The sequence below is a fragment of the Salinicoccus sp. Bachu38 genome, assembly GCF_038561955.2.
GTDB classification, from domain to species: Bacteria; Bacillota; Bacilli; order Staphylococcales; family Salinicoccaceae; genus Salinicoccus; species Salinicoccus bachuensis.
On record NZ_CP138333.2, the window covers coordinates 1336404 to 1359842 of the forward strand.

A 23439-nucleotide genomic window follows, 5' to 3' on the forward strand; every position below is an offset into this window, starting at 1 on the left:
ATATGACAAGCAACATTTGGTACTATATCGCAAGTGGAAAAAATGATGCCGTCCATAACATGGCCCTGGATGAGCTGCTCATGGAAAAGGTCCGTGCAAAAGAACTTCCGGCCGCCATCCGTCTATATGAATGGGAGACCCCGACCTTGTCCATCGGCTACTTTCAGAAGATGAGGAAGGAAATCGATGTGGCACGTGTAAAGGAATACGGCTATGAACTCGTGCGCCGAGCCACAGGAGGGCGGGGGGTACTCCATGACAAGGAGTTGACATACAGTGTCGTACTTCCCGAAGATTACCCGGACATGCCCGAATCTGTTACTGAAAGCTATCGCATACTATCCCATGGCCTGCTCGAGGGGTTCAGAAATCTGGGATTGGATGCCTACTTCAGCATTCCGCGTACGAAGGAGGAAAAGAAGGAGCTGACGAATATCCGGAGTAGTGTGTGCTTCGATACGCCAAGCTGGTATGAACTCGTCGTCGAAGGACGCAAAATTGCCGGCAGTGCCCAGACAAGACAGAACGGTATCATCATGCAGCACGGTTCGATACTGCTGGATGTCGACATCGACCATCTCTTTGACATGTTTACATATACGAATGAGAGATTCAAAAACAAGATGAAGGAGGCATTCAGGGAGAAGGCAGTCGCAATCAATGAAATCAGCAGCAGGCACTTCACAGTACACGACCTCTATCCCGCATTCAAAGAAGGATTTGAAAAAGGGCTTGGCATCACTACCGAACCATATGAACTTACATCAGACGATGAAGCACGGCTAGAAGAGATCAAGAAGAAGTATGCTTCGGACGAATGGAACTATAGAAGATAAAAAAACCGCTCACTGAGCGGTTTTTTTTTATCGGTTCGTCTTTCTGTATTTCCTTTTGGACTTCCTCAACGCCTTCTTATATTTTCTCTGGCTCGGCGTGAGTATGAAGAAATAGTAGATGCCATACATGATCAGACCAAGTACCAGCAGGAATATGAGGGAGTTGACGATCATGCCCATGAAGTATTCGAGGTTTGTTACCAGACCCAGTGCCGCAATGGCGAGCACCAGGTACAGCAGGAACTTTTTCATTATCATACGCTCCTTAATAATTTGTTGAAAGATTTGATTGCAACTTCGACCTGATGGTCATCGGGCTGCTTGGTTGTCAGAAGCTGAAGCAGCAGCCCCGGTATTCCCAGCCACTTAAGGACAGGGATGTTCCTGACACGGTTCGTGAACTGGAGAAATTCAAATGACAGACCGATCACAACCGGGATGAGTGCAATCCGGTTGAGGACCCTGACATATAGTGGATCGACGGGCACGAACATGTACACTACAAAACCGACGAGCACCGTGAAGAGTATGAAGGAGCTTCCGCATCGGTAATGCAGGCGCGAGTGTGCCTGTACGTTGCCGACATTCAAATCCCTGTCGCTTTCAAAAGTGTTGATCACCTTATGCTCTGCGCCATGGTACTGGAACAGCCTCCTGATCATCGGTGTCATCGAAATCGCGTAGATGTAGACAAGCAGCAGGACCAGTTTGAAGAAGGATTCCAAAAATACCTGACCGACATGCGAAGTGACGATTCCAGAAAATACTTCAGCGATGAAGACAGGAATCAGTGTAAAGAGGAATTTTCCAACAAGAAATGACAGTATCCCCACAATGACTGTGGAAAGGACAATCTTTGTAGTATTGGCCTCCTGTTTCTCCTGTTCTATCTTCCCATCATCTTCCGGATCCCTTTCATAACGGTCTGTCGCAAACTCCATGTGCTTCATTCCATAGATGCTCGACTCGACGATTGCCACATTGCCTCTCAATACCGGTATCTTCTTGAGTTTCTTCACCCATTCCTTCTCAGGGCGTTCCATTTCAAAGTACTCTATATCATCATTGCTCCGGCGGATTGCAGTCACCATTTTGTTCTGTGACTGGAACATGACGCCTTCGACCACTGCCTGGCCACCGAATTTCGGTTTATCCATTTTTTCGACGCTTCTTTCTATCAATAGTATTCGTGTGTACTGCGCAATTGCTCTAGTCCCTGTTCATACAGAGCGGGATTGGATGCTTTGATGCCATTTCCGAGCGTATCGAGCGCTGCTCTTATCTCCCCATTGGCGAGCTGGATGGCACTATGCTGCCGCTCGAGGTACTCGTCAAGCTCTATACCGGAGGCACTGTCGTCGTATGCCTCCATGGCTTCAATCATGTCTGATGAAATTTTTTCAAAATCAGATTCCATGTCTGCCAGGTCTTCACTGTCGCCGTTCCCGGCCATCAGCTTGTCCATTTCAGAGAGGCCGCTTTCCATCTCCTCTGCATACTCCGTGACGATGTCGACATAGCTGTTGATGTCCGGATTGCCGATTACGGACTTCATTTTGGAAATGTCCTCCTTCAGGGCTTCAAGACGCTGGGTGTTCTTCTGAAGGTTGACTTCCTCGGTCTGCAGAATGCCCTTCAGCTCCTCATTGCGTTCGTTGGCCTGCTCGAGCTCCTGTTCAATTGAGGGATCCCCGCATGCACTCAGAACGAGTGCAATCAGAGGTATATATATCATACGTTTCATAGTCTCATTCTCCTGTATCTCATTGTATTATATTATCATGTTATTATGAAAGATGATATTCATTTGCAAATGGCCTGTTCCACTTGATGAATATTTGCATATATTTATATTGGAAGCAACGCTTTACTGAAATCATCATGAATTTAATGTAAAATATATTTTGAAAGGTGGAGTAGATGCAAATGATTAAATTTGATAAGGTCGAAGCTTTGATTGAAAAGAACAATCTGGACGCCATGCTCGTCATGAGTGATTACAACCGGCGCTACCTGACGGGATTCACCGGTTCCAGCGGAGCTGTAATCATTACAAGGGAGCACAGGTTCCTCCTGTCGGATTTCAGATACAAGGCACAGGCGGCAAGGCAGGCCGAACATTTCGAATTCGTCCTGCAGGATAAGGGCCTGCTTGATTTCATCATTGAATTCCTCGATGACAAGGGGCTTAAAACAATCGGTTTCGAAGGCCAGCACGTAAATTATAATACTTATGCACAGCTGGATGCGAGATTCGATCTCGTGCCCCTGAGCAGTGAAATCGAAAAGATCCGGATGTATAAGACCTCAGATGAAGTTTCGTTGATAAAAAGGGCATGTGAAATCGCTGATGAAACATACGACCACATTCTGAAATTCATCAAACCCGGACAGACTGAACTTGAGGTCAGGAACGAACTCGAGCATCATATGCGCAAGCTAGGTGCAGAAGGTTCAAGCTTCGATATCATAGTGGCCAGTGGAGAGCGGGGTGCCTTGCCCCATGGTGTCGCTTCCGGCAAAAAGATCGAGTCCGGGGAAATGGTGACGCTCGACTTCGGTGCGTACTATGAAGGCTATGCTTCCGACATCACAAGGTCGTTCGGTGTCGGATCTGTGACAGAAGAAATGGAAAAGGTGCATGATATTGTGTTAACATCACAATTGGCCGCATTGGAAAAAATCAGGAACGGCATGACAGGCAGGGAGGCCGACGCCATTGCCCGTGACATCATAACGGAGCAGGGCTACGGTGAAAACTTCGGCCATTCACTTGGCCATGGCCTTGGTCTCGAGGTCCATGAGATGCCGGGACTGGCCAAGTCCAGTGACATGGTTCTTGAAAAGGATATGTGCGTGACGGTCGAGCCGGGCATCTATATCGATGATGTTGGCGGCGTCCGCATTGAAGATGACTGCATCATTACTGACGATGGTCTCGAAAAGCTTTCCCATAGCAGTAAAGAGCTTTTCATCATATAACTTTAAAGTGGAAATTTAGGAGGAATAGCATGATTTCAGTCAACGATTTTAAAACAGGTCTTACAGTGGAAGTGGATGGCGGCATTTGGAGAGTCGTCGAATTCCAGCATGTCAAACCGGGCAAAGGGGCTGCATTCGTAAGAAGCAAGCTCAGAAACCTCAGGACCGGCGCCATCCAGGAGAAGACATTCCGGGCAGGAGAAAAGGTGGGCAGAGCGCAGATCGACAACAGGAAGATGCAGTACCTTTATGCCGATGGCGACAGCCATGTATTCATGGACAACAACACATACGACCAGGTCGAACTCCAGGCTTCAGCCATCCAGGAGGAGTTGAAATATCTCAAGGAGAACATGAATGTTTCCCTGATCATGTACGAAGGCGAGACGCTCGGTGTGGAACTTCCGAAATCGGTGGAACTGCAGGTCTCTGAAACAGAGCCGGGCATCAAGGGCGACACGGCAAGCGGTGCCACGAAATCCGCAACGCTCGAGACGGGCCTTGTACTCCAGGTGCCACTGTTCGTCAACGAAGGGGATACGCTGGTCATAAGTACGGATACCGGCAATTATGTCTCCCGTGCATAAAAATAAAAGCAGATTACAATCTGCTTTTATTTTTCCCTTGAATTGGTATGACCACTTGCGTAAAATATAAGACAGAAATTTTGAATGTTAAGGAGCAGTAGACATGAAACTGGAATATATTGATGAACTGATTAGCAAAATGGAAAAGGCATCCCTGACGGAGCTCTCCTATAAGGATGGCGAAGTGGATATCAAGTTGAAACGTGACAGCATGAATGAACAGCGGAATACTGGTGCACCTGTCTCCGCCGCGCCGCAACAACCGCAGCCGGCACAGAGCACGGAACCCGCTCCACAGGAAGAGGGCAAGGTCATCAAAGCCCCTATGGTCGGTACATTCTACAAAGCTTCCTCTCCGGAAGCCGAAGCCTACGTAAAGGTCGGCGACAAAGTGGATAATTCTACTGTCGTATGTATTCTGGAAGCAATGAAACTGTTCAATGAAATCCAGGCGGAAATTTCCGGTGAAATCGTCGAAATCCTCGTCGAAGACGGAGAAATGGTTGAATACGACCAGCCATTGTTCAGAGTACGATGATCAAGAAGATACTAGTAGCCAACCGCGGGGAGATTGCCGTCCGCATCATCAGAGCCTGTACGGAACTGGGCATCGACTCGGTCAGTATATATTCTGAAGCAGACAAGGACAGCCTTCACCGGAAAATCGCCACTGAATCCTACTGCATCGGACCCAAGCTCTCCAAGGACAGCTACCTCGACATGATCAGCATCATCACCATCGCCAAAAAGACCGGATGCGATGCCATCCACCCAGGATACGGTTTCCTTGCAGAAAACAGCGACTTCGCTGAAATGTGTGAAGCCTCGAACATCATATTCATCGGACCGATGCATGAAACCATCGCGCTCATGGGGGTCAAGGATGTCGCCAAGGATACGATGAAAAAGGCGGGCGTCCCGACCGTTCCAGGGAGCGAAGGTGTAGTCGGTTCTGTTGAAGATGCAAAGCAGATCGCCGAGGAGATCGGATACCCCGTCATCATCAAGGCAAGCTACGGCGGGGGAGGCAAAGGCATCCGTGTTGCACGCGACGAAGCTTCGCTCATCCAGAACTACAAGATGACCGAGCAGGAGGCGGAGAGTGCCTTCGGCAACAAGAGCCTCTATATCGAAAAGTATATAGAGAACTTCCGCCACATCGAAATCCAGGTGCTCGGCGACTATCATGGAAATGTCGTCCATCTGGGCGAGCGTGACTGTACAATCCAGCGCCGCATGCAGAAGCTTGTGGAAGAGGCGCCGAGTCCGATCCTCTCAGAACAGAAAAGGATGGAAATGGGTGATACCGCAGTGACTGCCGCAAAAAGCATCGACTATATCGGTGCCGGCACGATCGAGTTCATCTATGACCTGAATGAAGACCGATTCTACTTCATGGAGATGAACACACGCATCCAGGTCGAACACCCAGTCACAGAAATGATTACGGGCATAGACCTCGTCAAGATGCAGATAAAGATTGCCAGAAGGGAACCAATTCCATTCAAACAGGACGAAATCGAATTCAGGGGCCATGCCATTGAACTCCGCATCAATGCCGAAAATCCATACAAGAACTTCATGCCGTCGGCAGGGAAGATCCGCGAATTCATCACACCCGGCGGATTCGGCGTCAGGCTCGATTCAGCCTGCTACTCGGGATACGTCATCCCGCCGTACTATGATTCGATGATCGCCAAACTCATCACACATGCCGATTCAAGGGAAGAAGCCATTCAGACGGCCCTCCGGGCGCTTGGTGAATTCAAGATCGGCGGGGTGGATACGACCATCCCATTCCATACGAATCTGCTGCTCCACCAATCATTCAGGTCGAATGAATATAATACTGATTTCCTGTCAAATCATGATATAATGAATTGACGAGGTGGTTAACATGAGAATTCAAGAAGACAAGACAAATCTTGGAAAAATAGAAATATCACCAGAGGTACTCGAGGTAATTGCCAGTATTGCAGTGACTGAGACTGACGGTGTGCATGCGTTGCAGAACAACTTTGCCAGTGGAAACTTCGAAAAGATCGGCAAGAAGTACAGGGGCCGCGGCGTAAAGGTGGAAACCAAGGACAATGAAGTCAGAATCTCCATCTATGTTTCTCTTTCCACACATCGTAACGTCCATGAGACCGCCGAACACATTCAGAAGAATGTCAGCCAGACGATACGGAACATGACGGATCATGATGTCAAAGAAGTCAATGTACACATCGTAAATATTAAATAAAAGAACATTAGATAGGTGTTAATAATGAACAGACACGAGCAACGTAAAAAAATCTTCCAGACCATCTTCCAGGTCGATCACGGCCTGGTCACACTGGAGGAGACTGCATTCCATCATCTCTACCGGGAATACGGCTACATCAATACGATTGTGGACTATTACCTCGAGAACAGCGAAACGGTGGATGCCGGCATAAGGGACCATCTGACCAACTATACGCTCGAGAGGATTCCGAAGGTCGAACGCAATATTCTGAGAACAGCGATCTCGGAGCTGCTTCATGGGGATTCCCCGCATCGGGTCGTCATCAATGAAGCGATACTTCTTACCAAACTGTACGGGGAGAAGGATGGTTACCGTTTCGTAAACGGCGTTTTGAAAAACTTCATCACGGAAACGGATGAGCAATCCAATGGAGAATACTAAGTATCTTACTGTCGGTGCACTGACCAAATATCTCAAATATAAATTCGACCAGGACCCGTATCTGACACGGGTCTTTCTAAAAGGTGAGCTCTCAAACGTGAAGCACCATACGAGCGGTCATATATTCTTTGCGCTCAAGGATGGAAACTCCGTCATCCGTGCCATCATGTTCTCCCGGTATGCGAACGGGATGAGATTCAAGCCGGAGGAGGGCCAGAGTGTCCTCATCGAAGGCAGGGTCAGCATATTCGAATCCAGTGGCCAGTACCAGGTCTATGTCGAAAAAATGGAGATGGACGGTATTGGCATTTTGTTTGAACAGCTGGAGAAGGACAAGAAGCAGCTTGCCGAAGAGGGCTATTTTTCCCAGGAGCACAAAAAGCCCCTGCCCAGGTACCCGAGAACCATCACCATAGTCAGTTCGGAAACCGGGGCTGCCATAAGGGATATGATCACAACACTCTCAAGACGATATCCTCTTGTGGAAGTCACTGTCATCAACACACTGATGCAGGGGACCAGGAGCAGGCAGGCAGTGATCGACAATCTGGAGCATGCCGATTCACTGGGCAATGACATCGTCATCCTGGCGCGTGGCGGTGGATCGATAGAGGACCTCTGGACTTTCAACGAGAAAGAAGTGGCGTTGAAGGTCTTCGGCATGACGACTCCCGTCATAACCGGCATTGGACACGAAACGGATACGACACTGGTGGACTACATTTCGGATATGAGGGCGCCGACGCCTACAGCAGCGGCTGAAATGGCGGTGCCTGACCAGAGGGACATCATGGAACGGCTGGTCCAGGCCCGCAATTTCATATCAGACCGTCTTGCCCGGAAGCTGGACATGGGCAGAAGCCGTCTCGATGCACTCAGCAACTATTATAAGCTTAAGAACCCGGATCTGCTCTACGATCAGCAGGCTGAGAAGCTCCTCACCCTGAAAGATGGACTCGACGACAAGATGCAGCAGTCCATAAGGGAAAAGAACTACCGCCTCTCAGCTCTGAAGGAGGGCGTGAAGTACAATACGCCCGGGCCCGCGATCAGAAGGAACCTTGAAATACTGGAAGACCGGGAGGCCCGTCTCAACCGTTCCATAAAAATAAGGACGAACGATTCGAAGCACAGCCTCACCCGCATGGTCGAAAGCCTGAACTCACTGAGTCCCACCAATGTACTTCTGCGGGGATATTCATTCACCACAGGTAAAGATGGCATCGTCAAAGATGCAGGCGATCTCAAAGCCGGGGACGAAGTGCAGACGACTTTTGCGCGTGGAAGCATTGTATCGAAAGTGACAGAGGTGAACGAAGATGACAGAAACCAAAAGTGAGACATTCGAAGATAAGATGAAGCACCTGGAGAACATCGTGAAGCAGCTCGATGAAGATGAGGTTTCCCTCGAAGAATCACTCAAGCTCTATCAGAAGGGTGTAGAATTGACTGCAGAGTGCGAAAAGATATTGAAAGATGCCGAACTGAAAGTTGAAACCTTGAACCGTAAGGGAGCAGAGGATGAATAGGGACATGCAGGGATATCTTGAGGAAACCGAAGCCCGTATCCTTTCGCACCTCGAAAGCAACCATGTATCAGACACCATCCGAGTTTCCAGCAGCTACTCTGTAAAGGCGGGCGGGAAGAGGTTCCGCCCCTACCTTCTCTTTGCCACACTGGAAGCGCTTGGGAAGGATCCCATGAAGGGCGTCCATACGGCAGCAGCCATCGAGATGATCCACACCTATTCGCTCATCCATGATGATCTGCCTGCCATGGATGACGATGACTACAGGCGGGGCAAGCCCACCAACCATAAGGTATTCGGCGAGGCGGCAGCCATTCTGGCGGGGGACACCCTCCTCACTGAGAGCTTCAGCATCATGGCATCGGACGAGGCACTTTCTGCAGAGAAGCGTCTCGCCATCATCAGCCGGACCGCATCGAAAGCCGGTTTCAATGGTATGATCGGCGGACAGATGCTGGATATGGAAGCCGAAGGGGAAGAAATCGGTTTCCGCCAGCTTGAACACATCCACCAGTACAAGACCGGCCAGCTGATCGTCCTGCCCGTAGAATGTGCATGCATCATTGCAGATGCGCCCCGGGAAATCAGGAATCGGCTGCTGGAGTTTTCTGAAAAGCTGGGCATCCTCTTCCAGATCAGGGATGACATACTGGATGTGGAAGGTGATATGGCTGTTACAGGCAAGCAGGTGGGCAGTGATGAACGCAAGAACAAGATGACATACGTCAGCACCTATGGGCTGGAAGGTGCCCACGAGGAGCTTGTAAACCTTACTGATAGTGCCGGTGAAATACTCGATGGCCTGTCCGGAAAGGTCGATACACAGGAACTTCATAATGTACTGCAGATGTTTGCAGTCAGAGACCAATGATAATTCATACCCATGAATTATCATTTTTATTTTTTCCCTGTTGATAAAAGTGGTATAATTGGCATTAGCAAATTTAAAGGTGGTTGCTATATGAATCTATATAGTATAAAAGACCCATCATTTTTGAAACAGAAGAATGATGAGGAACTAAAAATACTGGCACAGGATGTAAGGGAATTTCTGATCCAGTCATGTTCGAGGACAGGCGGCCACATCGGAGCCAACCTTGGCGTAGTGGAACTGACGATTGCCCTGCATAAGCATTTCGATTCGCCGGATGACCGGCTGATTTTCGATGTGGGTCATCAGGCATATATTCATAAGATTCTGACCGGCCGCATCAGTGAATTTGAAACGCTCAGACAATATAAAGGATTGTGCGGATTTCCAAAGATGCGCGAATCCGATCATGATGTCTGGGAGGCGGGTCATTCATCCACCAGTCTATCAGCAGCCATGGGCATCGCAAAAGCACGCGATATAAAAGGGGAGGGACACCATGTTGTTCCCGTCATCGGTGACGGGGCATTGACAGGCGGCATGGCCCTTGAGGCACTCAACCATATCGGCTCTGACAGAACAGACATGACCATCATTCTGAACGATAATGAAATGAGCATCGCACCGAACGTAGGAGCGATGCATAACATGCTCGGCAGAATGCGTACGAACACGCAGTACAACAGGGTCAAACATGATATAGAAGACTTTCTGAACCGCCTGCCGCAGGTGGGCGCGAGACTCAGGGACATGGCCGACAGAATAAAGGACAGTATGAAATACCTCGTCGTCGATGGTGTGTTTTTCGAGGAACTCGGCATCAAGTATATCGGGCCGGTGGACGGCCATGATTTTGAGGAGCTGTCCAACGCCATAAACATCTCGAAGGACTACAAGGGCCCGGTAGTCGTCCATGTCATCACCAAGAAGGGCAAGGGCTACCATCCGGCTGAAGACGACAAACTTGGCAAATGGCATGGCCTTGGCCCATACAAGATAGATACGGGCGAGGTGCTGGGCAGCAAATCCACACCGTCCTGGAGTGAATTCATGTCCAACACGGTGCTGGAACGCGCCAAAAAGGACGAGCGGATCGTTGCACTGACACCTGCCATGCCCGTCGGCAGCAAGTTGACGAAATTCCAGAATGAACTGCCCGGACGTTTCTTTGATGTCGGCATCGCCGAACAGCATGCAGTCACCATGTCGGGCGGTCTGGCAGCAAGCGGCATGCGTCCGTACCTTGCAATCTATTCCACTTTCCTGCAACGGGGATATGACCAGCTGCTGCATGATGTGGACCGTCAGAATCTGAACGTCTTCCTGGGCATCGACCGGAGCGGGCTGGTCGGCGCTGATGGAGAAACCCACCAGGGGGTCTTCGACATCAGTTTCATTTCTCCATTGCCGAACATGACCTTGATGATGCCGAAGGATGAAGTGGAAGCGGAACAGATGATCGACTTCGCCTTTGAACATGAGGGGCCAGTCGCCCTCAGGTACCCGCGCGGCAATATCAAAGGCATCGAAGCACCTGCTCCGCGTGAACCTCTGGAGTACGGCAGCTGGGAAACGGTAGTGGAGGGTGACGACCTTTCCATCATCTCCTTCGGTCCCACTCTGGATCTCGCGATAGACGCAGCAGTGGCCCTCAAGGAAACGGGTATCAACGCCGAAGTCATCAATGCCCGGTTCATCAAGCCGATGGATGAAGAGATGCTCCAGTCAATCGGATACGCGGGCAGGCCCGTACTCACAGTCGAGGAAACCATGCTCAATGGTGGACTTGGAAGCATGATTGCTGCCTTCATGGCCGATCATGGTTTCAAGAACGGCATCAGAAGGATTGGCATCGACAACGAATATGTAGAGCACGGAGATGTCAATAAACTGCTTGAAGATATCGGCATCACTACAGATAATATCATCCTGCAGTCCAAGACCCTTATGGAGTGGGAAAATGAAAAAGAAATCAAGAATTGATGACTATCTTCATCAGAACTTCAATCTGGGTACACTGGAGGAAGTCAGGCGGATTGTCATGGCCGGAAAGGTGCTCAACAACAACCAACCGGTCTACAAGCCTTCCGAAATCATTGATATCACGAAAGCCGATGTACGGTTCAAAAATATAAAACCCTATGTTTCAAGAGGCGGCATCAAGCTGGATCACGCTGTGAAATCTTTTGGGATGGAACTTTCGGGCAAAGTCGTGACCGACATCGGCAGCTCCACCGGCGGGTTTACAGATTGTGCCCTGCAGAAGGGGGCCATACATGTTTATGCAGTCGATGTCGGTACGAACCAGCTGGATTACAGGCTGCGTACCGATGACCGTGTAACCGTCATGGAGCAGACGAATTTCAAGGATACCGAATCATACGATTTCACCAGATTGCCCGACATATTCACGATAGATGTCTCATTCACCTCCATCGTTCCGATACTGCGTCATATCATCCAGCTGTTCGACCATGAATATGAAATTGTCGCCCTGATCAAACCCCAGTTCGAATCCTACCTTGAGGAAAGGGAGGAGAGCGGAATCATCACATCCCGGGAAACGCATGAAAATGTAATCCAGCGCGTACTCGCCGAGTGTGAGGCCCTCGGGCTATCAGCGGCCGGTCTCGACCGGTCTCCCATTACGGGGACCAAAGGGAACACCGAGTACCTGCTTTACCTGAAATATGCCAAAGGAACCGAAACGTCCATAGAAGAAAAGGATATTCAGCATAGTGTTTATGGCTGATGTCCTTTTTTTATGTTATACACATTCATTTTGTGATATTATATGTATAAATATACAAAAGGGGTACGCGAGGAGGACAACCATGTCTAATAAATCAATTCGACAGATAAAGATCAGGGAAATCATTACCAACAGTAAGGTCGAGACACAGGAGGACCTGGTGGAACGGCTGAACGAATATAACTTCAATGTCACGCAGGCGACGGTATCCCGGGATATCAAGGAACTCCAGCTCATCAAAGTACCGACGCCGAGCGGCTCCTACGTCTACAGCATGCCGAAGGACCGGAAGTTCCACCCCTTGGAAAAACTGGGCAGATATCTCATGGATAGCTTCGTAAAGCTGGATTATGCCGATAATCTACTGGTGTTAAAGACCTTGCCCGGAAATGCCCAGTCGATCGGTGCCATCATCGACCAGCTTGAATGGGAGGAAGTCGTCGGCACCATCTGCGGTGATGATACATGCCTGATGATATGCAGAAACGAAGAAGCACAGAAGGAAATCAGGGATCGGATATTCAATTTGATCTAAATTGGAGTGTTTAATTTGCTCATACGTCTAAACATTAAAAACCTGGCAGTCCTCAAGGATATAGAACTGGATTTCGACAGCGGACTCACTGTCATATCCGGTGAGTCCGGTGCCGGGAAATCGATGATCATCGAAGCAATCAGATACCTTTACGGAAAACGCGCGTCCGTCGAGGACATCCGTCATGAAACGGCGGGCGCCGTCATTGAAGGCGTCTTTGATTTCCCGGAATCGGAAAAGATGCAGGATCTGCTCGGGAAGAATGATATAGAGGAGGACGAACTCTACATCGTCAGAAGGGAAGTCATGCAGAATCGCAAGAGCATCATCAAGATAAATTCCCATATGATCACACTTGGAGCCCTCAAGGAAATCATGAATGAAGTCGTCAGCATCCATTCCCAGTCCTCCCAGTCCGAAGCGCTCGAGCACAGCATGCATATACGGTATCTCGACCGCTATATCGATGTGAAGGATAGGGAGGCTTTCGGGAAATACCAGGAGAGCTTCGAGCGTTTCAAAGCGCTTGAAGCAAGAATCAGGGAACTTGAATACAAGGACAAAAACAGGGTCCAGCAGTTGCAGATGTACCAGCACCAGTACGAGGAACTTACAGCCATGGAACTGGTGGAGGGGGAGGAGGAGAAGCTCGAAGAGGAAATAAGCTACCTCGACAACTTTGAAAAGATCAACAATACGCTTTCCCTGATCCACGCGCAGCTCAGTTCCGAATATGCACCGCAGACACTGCTCTATGACATCCATGGCCATATCGAAACACTGTCCAGCTACGACGAAAGCTATAGGGAGTTCGGCGACACGGTGCTTGAGGCTTACCATCTGCTGAATGAGCTGGACAGCAGGGTGGGGAGCGACCTGTCCACCCTCGACTACGATGAAGAAAGCCTCAACATGAAGCAGGCCCGCCTCTCGAGCCTCAACTCGTTGAAGCGCAAGTACAACAAGACATTGGATGAACTGATTGAATACCGTAGTATGCTGGCAGATGACATCGAACAGCTCGAGAACATCGCGCAGTCATTCGATGCTCTTGAAAAGGAAAAGGCGAAAATGCTGAAGCAGATGGAGCAGCATGCCAAGGACCTGCATGACTACAGGATTGAACAGAAGCATTTCCTTGAAAACAGAATAAAGAAGGAGCTCCAGGATCTGGATATGCCTGAAGCGGACTTTGAAGTCAGCGTCAAGGAGACGACATTCGATTCACGGGGGTATTCCGGTGTCGAATTCCTCATCTCCACCAATGCAGGAGAACCGCTCAAAGCCATGAACCGCATTGCTTCAGGCGGTGAAATCGCCCGGGTGATGCTCGCGCTGAGAACAATCTTTACGGAGTTCGATGCACAGAGCATGCTGATTCTGGATGAGATTGATACGGGCGTAAGCGGCTTCGTGGCGACACGGATGGCCGAGAAGATGCAGCTTTTGTCCAAGACACGGCAGGTCATTTCAATCTCCCATCTGCCCCAGGCAGCAGCGCTCGCGGATCATCACCTGTATGTATCCAAGGAGACGGCCGACCAGCGGACAGCATCAAGCGCCACCTATCTCGACGCTGATGATCATGTCTATGAGATTGCCAGGATGCTCAGCGGGTCCGATATTACAGATGCAGCACTGGAAAACGCGAAGACATTGATAGCAGCAAAGAATAAAGAGACGAATTGATCACAATTCGTCTCTTTATTCTTTATCCTCGTCTTTCAATTGTCTGGACTTTTCCAGGAATCGTTCCTGGACCCTTTTCTGACGCTGTTCCCGATGCAGTATATATCCACCGATGAACCAGACGCCAAGCACCGTCAGAACCAGTCCGATGACGAACTGTACCACTGTAAGAGTGAACGGATCGTTGACAATGCCGAAAATACTGTCCCTCATATATTTGATGCCCAGTCCTGCCAGAAATACCGGTATGACCAGTATGACGAGCGCAATCACCTTCTGCATGAAAATCACCCTGAATATTTGTATATCCCCATTATAACCCATGTAGAATGAGTAATAAAACAAATGATTTTTTGACAACCTTCTGAATATTCCATGTTTGGTTAAAATCCTGCAAATTGGTATGTGAATATGTATAATAAAAACTGTAGGGGAGGTAGAATCATGAAGTTTGATGAAATTTTCATAGGGGATAAAAATAAAATGACAGCGCTTTCAGTATGCCGGGCGGCCGACCGTGAAGTGCTAAAACCCCTTATCCGCATAATTGAAGAAAAAGGGATAGTATGTCATCTTGTAGATGACCGGGAGAAATTGAAATCCATGCTGCATTCGTTCGAAGCCGACCATATGATCGATCAGGAAATCAAGATCCATCATGCCGCGGATGACAATGAGGCAGCCGCCGTCTCACTTGGGCTCATCACTTCGGGAGAAGCGAATGTCCTGATGAAGGGGCTGATTCCAACTTCCATTCTATTGAAGGAAGTGCTGAAGAAGGATTATGGACTGATACATAACCGCCTGCTCAGCCATCTGGCATTGTTCGATATGCCAAATTATCACAAAGCTGTCTTTCTGAGTGATGCGGGCATGAATATTGCACCGTCTCTCGAACAGAAGAGGCAGATCGTCGACAATGCACTGGCTTGTGCGCATGGACTTGGGGTCAGGCGTCCGAAAGTGGCGCTTCTGTCTGCAGTGGACAAAGTCACCGATAAGATGCCTTCGACCATTGAAGCAGACATGCTTGCACATTCAGATGCCAAAAACTATGAATTTGATAGTACAATAGAGGGACCACTGCAATTCGATGTGGCAATATCAGAAGACGCGGCCCGGCATAAAGGCATTTCGTCCGAGGTCGCTGGGGATGTGGACATACTGATTGCACCGAATATCGAAGCGGGGAACATCCTCTACAAATCACTGGTCTACTCTGCAGGAGCGAGTGTCGCTTCCGTCATTACCGGGGCCAAGGTGCCCATCGTACTGACATCAAGGGCAGACAGTGCCGAAGACAGATATAATTCCATAAACCTGGCAATGATGATTTCCAAATAAATTATTGGAGTGATAATGAATGATATTTGAAAAGATGGAGCAATACGACTACGAGCAGCTGATTTTCTGCCACGATGAAACAAGCGGACTGAAAGCAATCATCTGTATCCATGACACTACGCTTGGACCCGCACTGGGCGGCTGCAGAATGTGGAAATATGACACTGAAGAAGAAGCTATAGAAGACGTATTGCGCCTGGCCAAAGGCATGACCTACAAGAATGCTGCTGCAGGGCTCAACCTCGGGGGTGGAAAGACAGTCGTCATCGGGGACGCTGAGAAAGACAAATCCGAAGCCTTCTTCAGGGCGTTGGGCAGATATGTCAACAGCCTGGGGGGCAGGTACATCACAGCTGAGGACGTAGGCACTACAGTCAATGATATGGACCTCATCTACCAGGAGACGCCATATGTATGCGGCATCAGCGAGTCATACGGTTCCGGGGGCAACCCGAGTCCGATGACGGCCTACGGTGTATACATGGCGATGAAGCGCACGGCGAAAGAAGCTTTTGATGATGATTCACTCGAAGGCAGAACAATCGCCGTCCAGGGGGTCGGAAACGTTTCATACAGCCTCTGCAAGCATCTGCATGAAGAAGGGGCCAAACTGATCGTCACGGACATCAATAGTGATTCCATCGAACGGGCCGTGAATGACTTCGGAGCCGAAGCGGTGGGCATAGAGGATATCTATTCAGTCGATGCGGACATTTTTGCACCATGTGCCCTCGGGGGCATCCTGAATGACGATACCATCCCCGAACTCAAGGTGAAGGCCGTGTGCGGCAGCGCCAACAACCAGCTGCTGGACAGCGACAAGCACGGGAGCCTCCTCGAGGAGCGCGGTATCGTCTATGCACCGGACTATGTAGTGAACTGCGGAGGTGTCATCAATGTGGCGGACGAGCTCCAGGGATATAATGCAGAGCGTGCGAAAAGCAAAGTGAAGGAAATATACAACCAGATGGATAAGATCTTCTCAATTGCGAAACGCGATGGCGTTACCCCGACTGTCGCAGCAGACCGCCTCGCCGAAGAACGCATCGACAGCATGATGCGCGTCAGAAGCACTTTCTCACTAAATGAAGTGACAACACTCGGCAGGAGGTAGGTGCCACCCATGCGATACACCATCCTTGTAGTCAACCTCGGAGGGACATCCACCAAAGTTGCATTATATGAGAACACTGAAAGCTTTGTACATGAAACAATGAGACATCCGACTGATGAAATCGTCAGACCTCTGGATGAGCAGATAGACTTCAGGCTTGAAGCAATCAGGGGTTTTCTCACAAGAAACGGCATCGACCCCGGGTCCATCGATATGGTCAGCGCCCGTGGAGGACTCCTGAAGCCGATAAAGGGCGGGACATATGATATAAATGACAAGATGGTCGAGGACCTGGAGACGAACAGATATGGCAAGCATGCTTCCAATCTGAGCGGCGTCATTGCAGACAGATTCCGCGAAAAATATGGGTGCAGAGCGGTCATCACTGATCCGGTGGTCGTGGACGAACTGGTTGAGGAAGTGCGCCTTACCGGGCTCAGGGACATCGAAAGGAAGTCTGTCTTCCATGCACTCAACCAGAAGGCTATCGCACGCAAATATGCTGCGTCCATCGGAAAAAGCTACTCTGATGTCAATGTCATCGTCTCTCATATGGGGGGCGGCATTACCATCGGGGCGCACAAAAAAGGCAGGGTCGTCGATGTGAATGACGGCCTCTCCGGCGAAGGGCCGATGAGTCCAACCCGTACAGGTTCCCTGCCCAACGGCGGTCTCGCGAGATTCATCATCGAGAACAACCTGGATTATGACAGCATCTACGAAATATTGACTAAAGAGGGCGGGTTCATTTCACTTGCAGGCACCCAGGACGCCCTTGAACTTGAAAAGCGCGCAGCCTCTGGAGACGAAGCGACCCAGAAAATCTTCAGAGCGCTTGCCGCCCAGATTGCGAAGGAGATCGGCTCCCGTTCTGCCATGCTGGAAGGGCAGGTGGATCAGATCATATTTACCGGGGGGCTGGCCCACAGCAAGTATCTCATCGACCTCGTCAGACCCTATATTTCATTCATTGCGCCCGTCTCGGTCTTCCCTGGGGAAGAAGAGATGCAGGCGCTGGCAGAAGGGGCGTACCGTGTTCTGACAGGCAGGGAAGAAATGAAAACCTATATGTAGGAGTGGATATAATGGCATACGAATACGACCTGGTCATACTGGGTGGCGGAACTGCCGGCTATGTTGCAGCCATCAAGGCGGGACAGGCCGGCCTGAGGACGGCAATCGTCGAAAAGGAGAAGCTTGGAGGGACATGTCTCCATAAAGGGTGCATACCGACAAAGAGCATGCTCAAATCCGCAGAGGTGGCCAATACCATGAAACATGCCGACATTTTCGGAATTGGAGCGGTGGAACCCGAAATTGACATGACGAAGATACAGGAGCGAAAGCGGGATGTGGTGGACCAGATGTACAATGGGGTCAAACATCTCATGAAAAAGCACAAGGTCGATGTCTTCAACGGACATGGCCGCATACTCGGCCCCTCCATATTTTCACCGATGGCAGGCACGGTCGCGGTCGAACATCCGGAGGATGAAGAAGCGGAAAGTGAAATCCTCATCAACCAGCATGTAATGATTGCCACAGGATCCCATCCGCGTCCCTTGCCCTTCCTCCCGTTCGACGGCAATCTCGTACTTTCAAGCGATGACATGATGACGCTCGATCACGTCCCTTCCAGGATGGCAATCATCGGGGGTGGAGTGATCGGTCTTGAATTTGCGAGCATACTGACGGATCTCGGTGCGCATGTCACCGTGGTCGAAGCAGGCAGCCAGATCATCCCCCACGAGGACAAGGATGTTGCAGGGGCACTGAAAAAAGCGCTCGAAGCCCAAGGCGTCGTCTTCAAGATCGGCATTGCCCTGGACGAAGAGCGTATCAAAAAGGATGAAAGTACCATCACACTTCAGTTCGATGAAGGAGAGGAGACTTTTGACAAGGCTCTGATTGCCATCGGCCGGGCCCCGAATACTGAAGATCTCGGACTTGGCAATACGAAGATACAGCTTGATGGCGGATATATCTCCACCAACGCGTACTACCAGACAAAAGACGCAAACATCTATGCTGTAGGTGACGTCATCGGCAACATGCAGCTGGCCCATGTGGCTACGAAAGAGGCGGTCACTGCAGTCGAACATATGGCGGAGCATCGACCATACACCCTCGACTACAATGCTGTACCAAGATGCATCTATACCCATCCTGAAGTGGCTTCGATCGGCATGACCGAACAGATATTGAAAGAGAAAGGTATGGAATATTCCATACATAAAGTGCCATTTGCAGCGGTCGGAAAAGCGGTAATTTCCCATGGGGACAAAGGATTTGGTAAAATACTTGTAGAACCGGAAACAAAGGATATACTCGGCCTCTCCCTCGTAGGCCCCGGAGCCACCGAATTGATCAACGAAGCGGCTCTGGCCAAATTTCTCGATGCATCAGCACTTGAAATCGGCAGCGCCATCCATGCCCATCCCTCCATAGGGGAAGTATTGATGGAGCTCGGCCTTGATGCAGAAGGAATCGGTATCCATGTATAAGGAGGACACTACATTGTTGGATTATAAAGAAGAAGGCCTCGAACCCGAGGACCTGAAGGAAATGTATCGTACGATGCATCTTGCAAGAAAACTTGATGAACGGATGTGGCTGCTCAACCGTGCCGGAAAACTGCCGTTCGTCATTTCCTGCCAGGGGCAGGAGGCGACACAGGTCGGCGCTGGATATGCGCTTGACCGCGACGTGGACATCATCAGCCCATACTATAGGGACCTTGCGCTCGTTACGCATTTTGGCATGACAGCAGAGGAGACGATGCTGTCCGCTTTTGCCAAGAAGGGTGATGTTTCAAGCGGCGGAAAGCAGATGCCCTCGCACTTCAGTAAAAAATCCTGCAACATCATGACACAGGGCTCCAGTGTAACAACACAGCTCCTGCATGCAGTCGGTGCAAGCTTCAAGTTCAAGATGGACGATGAGAAGCGGGTGGCTCTGACAACGCTCGGGGAAGGCTCTTCGAACCAGGGGGACTTCCACGAAGGTCTGAATTTTGTCGGTGTGCATGACCTGCCCTTCATATGCATCATCGAAAACAATGATTACGCAATCAGCGTACCCCGCGAGCTCCAGTATGGTGCGGAAAAGCTATCAGACCGGGCGCTCGGATACGGCATGCATGGCGAGCATATAGATGGAAATGACCCGATAGCAGTATACAAGGCTGTCAAGGAAGCAAGGCAACGCGCAGTCAATGGAGAAGGCGGCACGCTCATCGAAGCGATGTCCACACGACTGACCGCCCATTCTTCCGACGATGATGACAGCTACCGGGAGAAGGAAGAACGTGAAACCATGAAGGAATCGGATTGTCTGATCAAATTCAGATCCTATATTCTGGAGCACGGTGTTGCAGACGAGGCATGGTTCGAAGCACTGGAAAAAGAAGCCAAAGCAGTCATCACCGATGCGACAAAGGCAGCTGAAAAAGCGCCTTATCCGGATCCCGAGGAAGCCCTGACGCATGTGTATGAGGAGGTTCAGCATGGCTAAAATATCATATTTGCAAGCGATCCACCAGGCACTCGATTATGAAATGGGCCAGGATGAGAGTGTATTCGTCCTCGGTGAGGATGTGGGCAAGAAAGGCGGCGTCTTCAAGGTGACTGCCGGTCTCCAGGAAAAATACGGCGCACTGCGCTGCCTTGATACACCATTGGCAGAATCCAACATCGTCGGCACCAGCATCGGTGCTGCCATGATGGGAAAAAGACCTGTGGCGGAAATCCAGTTTGCAGACTATATCCTGCCCGCAACCAACCAGATACTGAGTGAAGCGGCGAAAATCAGGTACCGTTCCAATAACGACTGGAACTGTCCGATTGTCATCCGTGCGCCGTTCGGCGGCGGCATTCACGGGGCACTCTACCATTCCCAGTCGGTTGAGACCATCTTCGCTTCGACCCCCGGACTGAAAGTCGTTGTGCCATCCACACCAGCCGATGCCAAAGGACTTCTGATTTCTGCAATCCGGGACAACGATCCCGTATTGTTCTTTGAGCACAAGAAGGCCTACCGTCTTCTCAAGGAAGAAGTACCTGAAGGCGACCATACCGTACCAATCGGCAAGGCGGACATCAAGCGCGAAGGGGACGACATTACGGTCATTACATATGGCCTCTGTGTCAACTATGCCCTCCAGGCAGCCGAGCGGCTGTCGAAGGATGGATATGAAGCGGAGATACTCGATCTCAGGACCATCTATCCACTGGATAAGGAAAGCATCATCAAGGCAGCTTCCAAAACAGGGAAGGTACTGCTTGTTACCGAGGATAATCTTGAGGGCAGTATCATCAGTGAAGTAGCAGCAATCATAGCAGAGAACTGCCTGTACGATCTGGATGCGCCCATCATGAGACTGGCAGGGCCGGACGTCCCGTCCATGCCATATGCGCCACCGATGGAAGATTTCTTCATGATCAATCCCGACAAGATAGAAGCCAAAATGAAAGAGCTCGCGGAGCATTAAGGAGGACAATACCTATGGAAGAAGTGCTGATGCCGAAGCTCGGCGAAAGTGTTACAGAAGGAACCATTGAAAATTGGCTGGTTCAGCCGGGGGATACGGTGGGGGAATACGATCCTTTGTGTGAAGTCATCACCGACAAGGTGACGGCCGAAGTGCCTTCCGTATTCGATGGAACGATCAAGGAACTCCTCGTCGATGAGGGGGATACAGTGGAAGTCGGCACACCGATATGTCTCATGGAAACAGAAGGTGCTGCAGAAGCCGGGAAGGAAGATGAAAGTGGCGCGGAACCGTCACAGGAGGCACCCCCAGCTTCAGAACAGGTGGAGGAGACGCCGTCTTCCGGGCATACAGGCACCCGAGACGTACCGAAGAATGGCAAATCACGGATTTCACCTGTCGTGATGCGTCTGGCCGATGAGAATGATATCGACCTCAACACGATTGAAGGTACAGGATTTGAAGGTCGTATTACGAAGAAGGATGTTCTGAAAACGATCGAAGCCGGTCCTCAGGCAGCCGAAACACAGCCGAAGGCAGCAGCGTCTCCAGAGCAGGAGGCAACGCCTGCCCCGGCCGGTCAGAATATCGTGGCGGGGGATGAGATACCGGTGACCGGTGTCAGGAAGGCAGTCGCCAGCAAGATGGTGCAGTCCAGCCAGGAAATCCCCCATGCATGGCTGATGATGGAAGTGGACGCCACCAACCTGGTGAATGTCCGCAACAGGCACAAATCTTCATTTAAGGAGCGGGAAGGGTTCAATCTCACCTTCTTCAGTTTCTTTGTCAAGGCGGTCGCCGAGACATTGAAGGAGTACCCGATGCTGAACAGTTCATGGCAGGGGGACAGAATCGTCATCAACAGGGACATCAACATCTCCATTGCTGTGGCCGGGGATGACAAGCTCTATGTTCCGGTCATACGGAATGCAGACGATCTTTCCATCAAAGGCATTGCCAAGCAGGTGGGTGAACTTGCCGCGCTCGGCCGCAACCACAAGCTCACCCAGGACCACATGGCAGGGGGCACGTTTACCGTAAACAACACGGGGGCATTCGGTTCCGTCCAGTCAATGGGCATCATCAACCACCCCCAGGCTGCCATCCTGCAAGTAGAATCCATTGTCAAAAAGCCTGTAATCATTGATGATATGATCGCCGTCAGACATATGGTCAACCTCTGCCTCTCCATCGACCACCGTATTCTGGATGGTCTGGTGGCAGGACAGTTCCTGAAAGCCGTCAAAGAAAGAATTGAAGCATATTCTGTTGAAACCACTTCGGTCTACTAAGCTTTACAAAACCCTTCATCCGCTATAGAATTATATAAAAGGAACTGAAATCACATCCTCTCCATGGGGCTGTTTCAAAAGGAGTTTTTATAATGAATATGGATTTCAATATGTATATGAACGATGTCGTCAGTCAGGCAAGAAGCGAAATGAGGGATTCCGGCTATACGGAATTGACCACGCCGGAAGAAGTCGACCAGCATCTTTCAAAAGAAGGAACCGCACTTGTAATGGTCAACTCGGTATGTGGCTGTGCCGGCGGCATTGCACGTCCGGCTGCCAAACACGCCCTCAATTATGACAAACTGCCGGACCAGCTGCTCACTGTATTTGCCGGACAGGACAAGGAAGCGACTGAACATGTCAGGGAAAAGGCGCCTGAATACCTCCCATCCTCCCCGTCATTTGCCCTCTTCAAGAATGGCCAGGTCGTGGATATGATCGAGAGGCATGAAATTGAAGGTCATGAAACAATGAGTGTCATCACCAACCTGCAGGCATGGTTCGAAGAACACGGCAAAGAAATCTGATGAACGAAAAAAAGAGGTCCCGAGGGACCTCTTTAATTTGGTTACACTGTTGTCAGCATGCTGACTCCGAAAAGCAGGCCCGAGATGACAATGAGAATTATCATAAACCAGATCACTGCTTTCTGAACTTTTTTGTTGTTCATAAAACCATCCTTAAGAATTTGTTCTTTTAATTATAATACACGTCTACTGTACAATCAACTCAACTATTGGAGGAA

At 50.0% G+C, this 23439-nt stretch carries 27 protein-coding genes; 22 read left to right on the plus strand and 5 right to left on the minus strand.

Going from position 1 to position 23439, the window contains the following annotated elements:
- The first annotated feature begins 2 nt into the window (after window positions 1–2).
- Window positions 3–836 (plus strand): lipoate--protein ligase family protein, encoded by an 834-nt coding sequence (locus RQP18_RS06690; RefSeq protein WP_342386972.1) that lies wholly within the window; start codon window positions 3–5, stop codon window positions 834–836.
- A 27-nt stretch (window positions 837–863) separates the two neighbouring features.
- On the opposite strand, the gene RQP18_RS06695 is transcribed toward RQP18_RS06690, so the two are convergent.
- From RQP18_RS06695 to RQP18_RS06705, 3 genes are read right to left on the minus strand one after another with little or no spacing between them, the layout of a single operon-like run.
- Window positions 864–1088 (minus strand): SA1362 family protein, encoded by a 225-nt coding sequence (locus tag RQP18_RS06695; protein WP_342386973.1) that lies wholly within the window; start codon window positions 1086–1088, stop codon window positions 864–866.
- A 2-nt stretch (window positions 1089–1090) separates the two neighbouring features.
- On the minus strand, window positions 1091–1993 hold the full coding sequence (locus RQP18_RS06700) for a DUF1385 domain-containing protein (RefSeq protein ID WP_342386974.1): 903 nt from the start codon (window positions 1991–1993) through the stop codon (window positions 1091–1093).
- Window positions 1994–2013: 20 nt separating this feature from the next.
- Window positions 2014–2580, minus strand: coding sequence for a hypothetical protein (locus RQP18_RS06705; RefSeq protein WP_342386975.1), 567 nt, complete (start codon window positions 2578–2580; stop codon window positions 2014–2016).
- Window positions 2581–2762: 182 nt separating this feature from the next.
- Between RQP18_RS06705 and RQP18_RS06710 the strand changes: the two genes are divergently transcribed.
- The 13 genes from RQP18_RS06710 to recN all read left to right on the plus strand — a co-directional run bounded on the left by RQP18_RS06710 (window position 2763) and on the right by recN (window position 14452).
- Window positions 2763–3818, plus strand: coding sequence for a M24 family metallopeptidase (locus RQP18_RS06710; RefSeq protein ID WP_342386976.1), 1056 nt, complete (start codon window positions 2763–2765; stop codon window positions 3816–3818).
- A gap of 29 nt (window positions 3819–3847) precedes the next feature.
- Window positions 3848–4405 (plus strand): elongation factor P, encoded by a 558-nt coding sequence (gene efp, locus RQP18_RS06715; protein ID WP_342386977.1) that lies wholly within the window; start codon window positions 3848–3850, stop codon window positions 4403–4405.
- 103 nt (window positions 4406–4508) lie between these two features.
- Complete coding sequence (accB, locus tag RQP18_RS06720; RefSeq protein WP_342386978.1) at window positions 4509–4943, plus strand: acetyl-CoA carboxylase biotin carboxyl carrier protein; 435 nt, start codon at window positions 4509–4511, stop codon at window positions 4941–4943.
- Entirely contained in the window at window positions 4943–6289 is a 1347-nt protein-coding gene (gene accC / locus RQP18_RS06725) for an acetyl-CoA carboxylase biotin carboxylase subunit (protein ID WP_342389384.1), read from the plus strand. The genes accB and accC overlap by 1 nt, the downstream gene beginning before the upstream one ends.
- A gap of 13 nt (window positions 6290–6302) precedes the next feature.
- Window positions 6303–6650: an Asp23/Gls24 family envelope stress response protein gene (locus tag RQP18_RS06730; protein WP_031544961.1), complete on the plus strand. Its 348-nt coding sequence runs from the start codon at window positions 6303–6305 to the stop codon at window positions 6648–6650.
- A gap of 24 nt (window positions 6651–6674) precedes the next feature.
- Entirely contained in the window at window positions 6675–7076 is a 402-nt protein-coding gene (nusB, locus tag RQP18_RS06735; RefSeq protein WP_342386979.1) for a transcription antitermination factor NusB, read from the plus strand.
- On the plus strand, window positions 7063–8415 hold the full coding sequence (gene xseA, locus RQP18_RS06740) for an exodeoxyribonuclease VII large subunit (RefSeq protein ID WP_342386980.1): 1353 nt from the start codon (window positions 7063–7065) through the stop codon (window positions 8413–8415). The genes nusB and xseA overlap by 14 nt, the downstream gene beginning before the upstream one ends.
- Window positions 8396–8605 carry an exodeoxyribonuclease VII small subunit gene (locus tag RQP18_RS06745; protein ID WP_342386981.1) on the plus strand — a complete coding sequence of 70 codons (210 nt, stop codon included), beginning with the start codon at window positions 8396–8398 and terminating at the stop codon, window positions 8603–8605. Before xseA ends, RQP18_RS06745 begins: the two co-directional genes overlap by 20 nt.
- Window positions 8598–9476 (plus strand): polyprenyl synthetase family protein, encoded by an 879-nt coding sequence (locus tag RQP18_RS06750; protein ID WP_342386982.1) that lies wholly within the window; start codon window positions 8598–8600, stop codon window positions 9474–9476. The genes RQP18_RS06745 and RQP18_RS06750 overlap by 8 nt, the downstream gene beginning before the upstream one ends.
- Window positions 9477–9566: 90 nt before the next feature.
- The gene (dxs, locus tag RQP18_RS06755; protein ID WP_342386983.1) at window positions 9567–11459 is read left to right on the plus strand and encodes a 1-deoxy-D-xylulose-5-phosphate synthase; all 1893 of its coding nucleotides are present in this window, start codon (window positions 9567–9569) and stop codon (window positions 11457–11459) included.
- Window positions 11437–12228, plus strand: a complete 792-nt coding sequence (locus tag RQP18_RS06760) for a TlyA family RNA methyltransferase (RefSeq protein WP_342386984.1) — start codon at window positions 11437–11439, stop codon at window positions 12226–12228. Before dxs ends, RQP18_RS06760 begins: the two co-directional genes overlap by 23 nt.
- Before the next feature lie 82 nt (window positions 12229–12310).
- A complete protein-coding gene (ahrC, locus tag RQP18_RS06765; RefSeq protein WP_342386985.1) occupies window positions 12311–12763 on the plus strand; it encodes a transcriptional regulator AhrC/ArgR in 453 nt (150 codons plus the stop codon).
- Window positions 12764–12778: 15 nt separating this feature from the next.
- Complete coding sequence (recN, locus tag RQP18_RS06770; protein WP_342386986.1) at window positions 12779–14452, plus strand: DNA repair protein RecN; 1674 nt, start codon at window positions 12779–12781, stop codon at window positions 14450–14452.
- Between the two features lie 15 nt (window positions 14453–14467).
- Here recN and RQP18_RS06775 read toward each other — a convergent pair whose 3' ends face one another.
- On the minus strand, window positions 14468–14734 hold the full coding sequence (locus RQP18_RS06775) for a DUF2627 domain-containing protein (RefSeq protein ID WP_342386987.1): 267 nt from the start codon (window positions 14732–14734) through the stop codon (window positions 14468–14470).
- A 162-nt stretch (window positions 14735–14896) separates the two neighbouring features.
- Between RQP18_RS06775 and RQP18_RS06780 the strand changes: the two genes are divergently transcribed.
- The 8 genes from RQP18_RS06780 (at window position 14897) to RQP18_RS06815 (ending at window position 23221) form a co-directional block, all read left to right on the plus strand.
- Complete coding sequence (locus RQP18_RS06780; protein WP_342386988.1) at window positions 14897–15796, plus strand: phosphate acyltransferase; 900 nt, start codon at window positions 14897–14899, stop codon at window positions 15794–15796.
- A 19-nt stretch (window positions 15797–15815) separates the two neighbouring features.
- Window positions 15816–16910 carry a Leu/Phe/Val dehydrogenase gene (locus RQP18_RS06785; RefSeq protein ID WP_342386989.1) on the plus strand — a complete coding sequence of 365 codons (1095 nt, stop codon included), beginning with the start codon at window positions 15816–15818 and terminating at the stop codon, window positions 16908–16910.
- 9 nt (window positions 16911–16919) lie between these two features.
- Complete coding sequence (buk, locus tag RQP18_RS06790; RefSeq protein WP_342386990.1) at window positions 16920–17984, plus strand: butyrate kinase; 1065 nt, start codon at window positions 16920–16922, stop codon at window positions 17982–17984.
- 11 nt (window positions 17985–17995) lie between these two features.
- Window positions 17996–19414 (plus strand): dihydrolipoyl dehydrogenase, encoded by a 1419-nt coding sequence (gene lpdA, locus RQP18_RS06795; RefSeq protein WP_342386991.1) that lies wholly within the window; start codon window positions 17996–17998, stop codon window positions 19412–19414.
- 13 nt (window positions 19415–19427) lie between these two features.
- On the plus strand, window positions 19428–20423 hold the full coding sequence (locus tag RQP18_RS06800; protein ID WP_342386992.1) for a thiamine pyrophosphate-dependent dehydrogenase E1 component subunit alpha: 996 nt from the start codon (window positions 19428–19430) through the stop codon (window positions 20421–20423).
- Entirely contained in the window at window positions 20416–21399 is a 984-nt protein-coding gene (locus RQP18_RS06805) for an alpha-ketoacid dehydrogenase subunit beta (protein ID WP_342386993.1), read from the plus strand. Before RQP18_RS06800 ends, RQP18_RS06805 begins: the two co-directional genes overlap by 8 nt.
- Window positions 21400–21407: 8 nt before the next feature.
- On the plus strand, window positions 21408–22691 hold the full coding sequence (locus tag RQP18_RS06810) for a dihydrolipoamide acetyltransferase family protein (protein ID WP_342389385.1): 1284 nt from the start codon (window positions 21408–21410) through the stop codon (window positions 22689–22691).
- Window positions 22692–22783: 92 nt separating this feature from the next.
- Entirely contained in the window at window positions 22784–23221 is a 438-nt protein-coding gene (locus RQP18_RS06815) for a BrxA/BrxB family bacilliredoxin (RefSeq protein WP_342386994.1), read from the plus strand.
- A gap of 41 nt (window positions 23222–23262) precedes the next feature.
- Here RQP18_RS06815 and prli42 read toward each other — a convergent pair whose 3' ends face one another.
- The gene (prli42, locus tag RQP18_RS06820; protein WP_156956073.1) at window positions 23263–23364 is read right to left on the minus strand and encodes a stressosome-associated protein Prli42; all 102 of its coding nucleotides are present in this window, start codon (window positions 23362–23364) and stop codon (window positions 23263–23265) included.
- Between the last annotated feature and the right edge of the window lie 75 nt (window positions 23365–23439).

Excerpts from the sequence above, each read along its gene's own strand:
- RQP18_RS06690 (WP_342386972.1), top strand. The coding sequence starts at position 3 with ATGACAAGCAACATTTGGTACTATATCGCAAGTGGAAAAAATGATGCC.
- RQP18_RS06695 (WP_342386973.1), bottom strand. The coding sequence starts at position 1,088 with ATGAAAAAGTTCCTGCTGTACCTGGTGCTCGCCATTGCGGCACTGGGT.
- RQP18_RS06700 (WP_342386974.1), bottom strand. The coding sequence starts at position 1,993 with ATGGATAAACCGAAATTCGGTGGCCAGGCAGTGGTCGAAGGCGTCATG.
- RQP18_RS06705 (WP_342386975.1), bottom strand. The coding sequence starts at position 2,580 with ATGAAACGTATGATATATATACCTCTGATTGCACTCGTTCTGAGTGCA.
- RQP18_RS06710 (WP_342386976.1), top strand. The coding sequence starts at position 2,763 with ATGATTAAATTTGATAAGGTCGAAGCTTTGATTGAAAAGAACAATCTG.
- efp (WP_342386977.1), top strand. The coding sequence starts at position 3,848 with ATGATTTCAGTCAACGATTTTAAAACAGGTCTTACAGTGGAAGTGGAT.
- accB (WP_342386978.1), top strand. The coding sequence starts at position 4,509 with ATGAAACTGGAATATATTGATGAACTGATTAGCAAAATGGAAAAGGCA.
- RQP18_RS06730 (WP_031544961.1), top strand. The coding sequence starts at position 6,303 with ATGAGAATTCAAGAAGACAAGACAAATCTTGGAAAAATAGAAATATCA.
- nusB (WP_342386979.1), top strand. The coding sequence starts at position 6,675 with ATGAACAGACACGAGCAACGTAAAAAAATCTTCCAGACCATCTTCCAG.
- xseA (WP_342386980.1), top strand. The coding sequence starts at position 7,063 with ATGGAGAATACTAAGTATCTTACTGTCGGTGCACTGACCAAATATCTC.
- RQP18_RS06745 (WP_342386981.1), top strand. The coding sequence starts at position 8,396 with ATGACAGAAACCAAAAGTGAGACATTCGAAGATAAGATGAAGCACCTG.
- RQP18_RS06750 (WP_342386982.1), top strand. The coding sequence starts at position 8,598 with ATGAATAGGGACATGCAGGGATATCTTGAGGAAACCGAAGCCCGTATC.
- dxs (WP_342386983.1), top strand. The coding sequence starts at position 9,567 with ATGAATCTATATAGTATAAAAGACCCATCATTTTTGAAACAGAAGAAT.
- RQP18_RS06760 (WP_342386984.1), top strand. The coding sequence starts at position 11,437 with ATGAAAAAGAAATCAAGAATTGATGACTATCTTCATCAGAACTTCAAT.
- ahrC (WP_342386985.1), top strand. The coding sequence starts at position 12,311 with ATGTCTAATAAATCAATTCGACAGATAAAGATCAGGGAAATCATTACC.
- RQP18_RS06775 (WP_342386987.1), bottom strand. The coding sequence starts at position 14,734 with ATGCAGAAGGTGATTGCGCTCGTCATACTGGTCATACCGGTATTTCTG.
- RQP18_RS06780 (WP_342386988.1), top strand. The coding sequence starts at position 14,897 with ATGAAGTTTGATGAAATTTTCATAGGGGATAAAAATAAAATGACAGCG.
- RQP18_RS06785 (WP_342386989.1), top strand. The coding sequence starts at position 15,816 with ATGATATTTGAAAAGATGGAGCAATACGACTACGAGCAGCTGATTTTC.
- buk (WP_342386990.1), top strand. The coding sequence starts at position 16,920 with ATGCGATACACCATCCTTGTAGTCAACCTCGGAGGGACATCCACCAAA.
- lpdA (WP_342386991.1), top strand. The coding sequence starts at position 17,996 with ATGGCATACGAATACGACCTGGTCATACTGGGTGGCGGAACTGCCGGC.
- RQP18_RS06805 (WP_342386993.1), top strand. The coding sequence starts at position 20,416 with ATGGCTAAAATATCATATTTGCAAGCGATCCACCAGGCACTCGATTAT.
- RQP18_RS06815 (WP_342386994.1), top strand. The coding sequence starts at position 22,784 with ATGAATATGGATTTCAATATGTATATGAACGATGTCGTCAGTCAGGCA.
- prli42 (WP_156956073.1), bottom strand. The coding sequence starts at position 23,364 with ATGAACAACAAAAAAGTTCAGAAAGCAGTGATCTGGTTTATGATAATT.